The organism is Geomonas diazotrophica (genome assembly GCF_018919385.1).
Classification (GTDB): Bacteria; Desulfobacterota; Desulfuromonadia; order Geobacterales; family Geobacteraceae; genus Geomonas; species Geomonas diazotrophica.
In genome coordinates, this window is record NZ_JAHLMF010000051.1 from 1 (window position 1) to 282 (window position 282).

The 282-nt window shown below is 57.1% G+C and carries 1 protein-coding gene; it reads right to left on the bottom strand.

Annotation, left to right across the window (positions count from 1 at the left end; genetic code table 11):
* On the bottom strand, nt 1–233 hold a 233-nt coding region (locus KOM00_RS20510; RefSeq protein WP_456264260.1), incomplete at its 3' end, for a hypothetical protein.
* Nucleotides 234–282: the final 49 nt, after the last annotated feature.

The window sequence follows — 282 nt, forward strand, 5'->3', positions numbered from 1 at the left end:
TGAACGCGAGCATGCAGATCCATCAGGTTGGCTTCAAGGTGTTGCTCGTAATCTTCCCATGTCACCCCATCAACCCCGGGTGCCGCATCCCGTTTCAACCAGGAGAAGGATTCCCTGAGCAGTTCAACGGTTAAATGGTGATACAGAGCTGTGAACCGTTCTTTCTTTCCTTTGCTGTCTGCCGTACACGGTTTAGCCCCTGGGACACGCTTTCCCGGCTCGGTGTCCGGCACGTGCGGTTCCTCCCCGTGTTTCCCTTGGCCTCCCCCCTTGGCTCCATCG